Source organism: Clostridia bacterium (genome assembly GCA_014360065.1).
GTDB lineage: Bacteria > Bacillota > DSM-521 > Neomoorellales > JACIYF01 > JACIYF01.
In genome coordinates, this window is the sequence record JACIYF010000176.1 from 1 (window position 1) to 3,966 (window position 3,966).

The 3,966-nt window shown below is 57.6% G+C and carries 4 protein-coding genes; all 4 read right to left on the reverse strand.

The genetic code is table 11. The annotated features are described in order from the left end of the window. Positions 1 to 160, reverse strand: a 160-nt coding sequence (locus H5U02_14450; protein ID MBC7343623.1) for a hypothetical protein, incomplete at its 3' end; no start/stop codon positions are given. A 215-nt stretch (positions 161 to 375) separates the two neighbouring features. Beyond that, positions 376 to 2,649 (reverse strand): molybdopterin-dependent oxidoreductase, encoded by a 2,274-nt coding sequence (locus H5U02_14455; GenBank protein ID MBC7343624.1) that lies wholly within the window; start codon positions 2,647 to 2,649, stop codon positions 376 to 378. Positions 2,650 to 2,668: 19 nt separating this feature from the next. Next, complete coding sequence (locus H5U02_14460; GenBank protein MBC7343625.1) at positions 2,669 to 3,145, reverse strand: (2Fe-2S)-binding protein; 477 nt, start codon at positions 3,143 to 3,145, stop codon at positions 2,669 to 2,671. A 43-nt stretch (positions 3,146 to 3,188) separates the two neighbouring features. Continuing rightward, the coding region (locus H5U02_14465) for an FAD binding domain-containing protein (protein MBC7343626.1) at positions 3,189 to 3,966 on the reverse strand (778 nt) is incomplete at its 5' end.

Here is a 3,966-nt window from a genome sequence, read left to right on the forward strand (position 1 = left end):
GGCAAGCTCCCGCAACCAAAACCCCAGCCCCCGCTTCTCCCACAACTGCTCCAGCGCCCAAGTGCTCCCGTACACCCCCCTGGCTGCGCACGTCGCCAGGCCATCTCACCGCCACCACGCGGTCCGTGAGGCTGGCCAGAAACCCCACCAGCCGCCCCATCGAGTCCGAAACTCCTCGCTGAGGGCTTACTACCGCCACCAGTGTCCCAGGCCGAGCTTCCGCCTTTTCATAAGTGTTATCCCCGTGTTGAGTTGGCGGCCAACCGGGTAGAGGCTGACAGGGCCATGGTTTTTGCGATTCTTCGGGCAAACAGCGGCAACGTCTGACACCCTCCCGAACGTTCACCGGTTGTCAAAACGCTGGGTCCTACCCGACTAACAATTTTTTTCGCGCTCCTTTGCCAAGGCAGCATATACTTTCTCCATCGTAATCGGAAGCTCGAAAAACCTGCAGCCGATCGCGTCGCTTACGGCGTTGGCCACGGCTGGCGCCGAAGGTACCAGGGCGGTTTCACCAACCCCCTTAACTCCGAGGGGGTGAGTGGGGTCGTTTGTTTCCACAAGGATAGTTTGCATCTCCGGGACGTCCAGAGCAGTGGGCAACATGTACTCGTGGAAGCTCTTGTTGATCTGCCTACCAGATTGGTCGTATTTTATCTCCTCGGCCAGCGCATAGCCTATGCCCTGCGCCAAACCGCCCTCCAATTGTCCTTCAACAATCTGCGGGTTTATCGCTCTTCCCACATCGTGTGCGGCCACCATTTTGACCACCCTGACCTGCCCCGTGTCCACGTCCACCTCCACCTCGGCAAAATGCGCTTCCCAGGGCGGAGCGTTCTGCCCACCGGCATTTCCTACGCCTGTAAAGTTAATTCCTGCCATAAGGTGGGCGTGTTCGGCAATTTTATCCAGGGTCATTTGCCTGGATGGCTCATTGCGCACGTATACAATCCCGTCTTCGATATCCAGGTCCTCCGGCGCTGCCTCCAAAAGCTTTGCGGCGTAATCCAAAACCTTGTTCCTGGCCTCCTGCGCCGCCTTAACAGCCGCCATGCCCGTTACGTAGCAAGCCCGGCTGCCGTGCACGCCAACGTCGTAAGGGGTGGCTTCGGCGTCTCCCAACGTCACCCCGACCCTTTCCACCGGGACACCCATAACATCTGCCACCATTTGAGCGAGCGTCGTCTTTATGCCCGTTCCCATTTCCATGGATCCGGCGGCGACGTGAACAGAACCGTCCTGCTCGACAGTGACCCGGGCGTTCGAGTAGTCGGCGATGAAAGGCCAAACGCCTGAAACATGTGAACCTATAGCAGCACCTATGCCTCTCTTGCGGTGGCTGGAGTTGTCAAACTTGCCCCGTCGCTCCCAGCCGATGGCCGCGGCACCGCGCTTAAGGCATTCTTCCAGGCCGGAGGTCGTGCAGGGATACGGCAGGATCCACTGGTCACCGGGCCTGGTAATGTTTTTAAGCCTAAATTCCAAGGGATCCATTCCCAGCTCCCGGGCAATTATGTCAACCTGGGATTCCACAGCGAACGTTACCTGGGGATTCCCGAAACCTCGCATAGCCCCGGCGATAGTGGTATTCGTATATACCGCGTAACCCTCATAAAGCTGATTGGGACAACGGTAAAGGGAAAGCCCTATTACCCCGACACCGGCTACGGCGTCACTCCAGCTGGCATATGCCCCGCCGTTTAAGACGCATGTAACCTGCCTTGCCGTAAAAGATCCATCCTTTTTGACACCCGTTTTCACGGTGATGTACCCGGCGTGCCTGGTGTCGGAGGCGATGAAATCCTCTTCCCGGCTGTAAACCACCTTCACCGGCTTTCCTGCTTTTAGCGCCAGAGCCACCGCAATCGGCTCCGCTTTTCCGGAAAAGCCCGCCTTTGCACCAAACGCCCCGCCTGCATAAAGAGATTTAACGCGGACCTTGCTTACAGGGAGCCCGAAAATCTCCGCCAACGTCATCCTTACCTCGTGAGGCGATTGCGACCCGGTCCAAACGGTCACCCCGCCGGCCCCCGGCTCGGCCACAGCATCCATGGTTTCAAGCTGAGCGTGCTTTACTACCGGCAACTTAAAGGTATGCTCAAAGACATAGTCAGCCTCGGCGAACCCTTTTTCCACGTCACCCACGGGGATGCGCAGTCTTCCTCCGATAATGTTTTTGCCTTCCGGACACTGGTCGTGAATGCTGGGAGCGGCCGGCTGCAATGCCTCCAGGGGGTCGTAAACGGCTGGCAACTGCTTGTATTTCACCTTAATGAGCCTCAACGCCTTTGCCGCGATTTCCTCGCTTTCAGCCGCTACCGCGGCAACCTCGTCCCCCACATACCGGACCCTCGTGTCAAAGATATACTCGTCCTTGATGGGCACCGCCGGAGGCAGTACGAGGCTCGCCGCCCTCCTAAACCTGACCCTGGGTGTGTTTTTGAAGCATACAACCGCCTTGACACCCGGCAGTTTCTCAGCCTCGCTGGTATCGATATCCACAATCTCCGCGTGCGGGTACGGGCTCCTCAGCACCTTGCCATACAGCATCCCGGGCAACCTTACATCTGCCGTGTAAACAGCGGCTCCCGTTACTTTCTCCAGAGCGTCCAACCTAGGGATTCTCTTGCCCACAACGGAGTTTTTCATCCTGGTCTACCCCCTTTTCTTACCGTTCCCGAGTGACTTCGGCTGCGGCCTTTATGGCTTCCACGATCTTTACGTAGCCAGTGCAGCGGCAGAGGTTCCCGCCAATGGCCTCCTTTATCTCGTCCTCGCTCGGGTTGGTATTCTTATCAAGCAGCGCCTTGGCAGACATAATCATGCCCGGCGTGCAGTATCCGCATTGGACCGCCCCGTGGTCTATAAAGGCCTGCTGCAGCGGGTGAAGCTCGCCATCCTTGCTCAGGCCTTCGATGGTTTCCACGCTGGCATCCATGGCCTCCATTGCAGGAAGAATGCAGGACGCCACCGCCTTCCCGTTCAAAATTACAGTGCAAGCCCCGCACTCACCCCGCCCGCAGCCAAGTTTCGCACCGGTAAGCCCTGCGTGTTCACGCAAGACGTCCAGTAGCGAAGCAGAAGGACTTATCTCCAGCTGCAGCGGTTGACCGTTTATTTTTATCCTTAGAATTTGAGTGCCCATCTATTTCACTCCTTTTTGTGCACAACTTGTTTCATGAACAACATTAACTGCTAGCGACGGCTGCGGCAACGGCTTCCGACACTGCCCTCCTTACAAGGGCCGGCAACACGGCTTTTCGGTATGCCCGGGATCCTCTCACTGCGCTGTCGCGTGGATCTGCCTCCTCAGCCGCCAGCCTTGCCGCTTCTAGAATCTTTTCTTCGAGAGGCTCAGCACCAGCCAGCACCCGCTCGGCCGTATATGCCCGCATCGGCTGTGGCCCTACCGGCGCACAAACTATTCTGATTTCCTCAATCTTGTTGCTGGCAAGCGTCACCACAACAGCTACGTTCAGGACCGGCAACGCCATCGCTCTGCGCTGCGCCAAGCGAACGAAAGCAGATCCCTGGTTTTTGCGCAGAGCAGAAAAGGTCACGGCAGTCACCAGCTGCCTGGAACTGTCGATTTTGCTTTTCCCGACCCCAGCGTATAGCTTTTCAACCGGGGTATACGACACCCCGTTTTCATCCCTTATTTCGGCCTCTGCCCCCAGGGCCACCAGCGCCACTGCGGCGTCCGCGGCAGGCTGCGCGTTTATCACGTTACCCACCACGGTGCCGACGTTTCTGGTTTGTACCGAGCCTACGGACCCACACGCCTGGGCCAGCAATGGCGCCCTCTGTCTAATGACAGGCGACGAGGCGACTTCGCCGTGAGTCACGGCTGCGCCGATACGTATCCTACCATCGCACATAGAGATTTCCTTTAACTCACTTATGCCGCTGATGCTGACCAGCGTGTCAACAGATACTTTGCCCGACTTCAAATCCAACCACAAATCC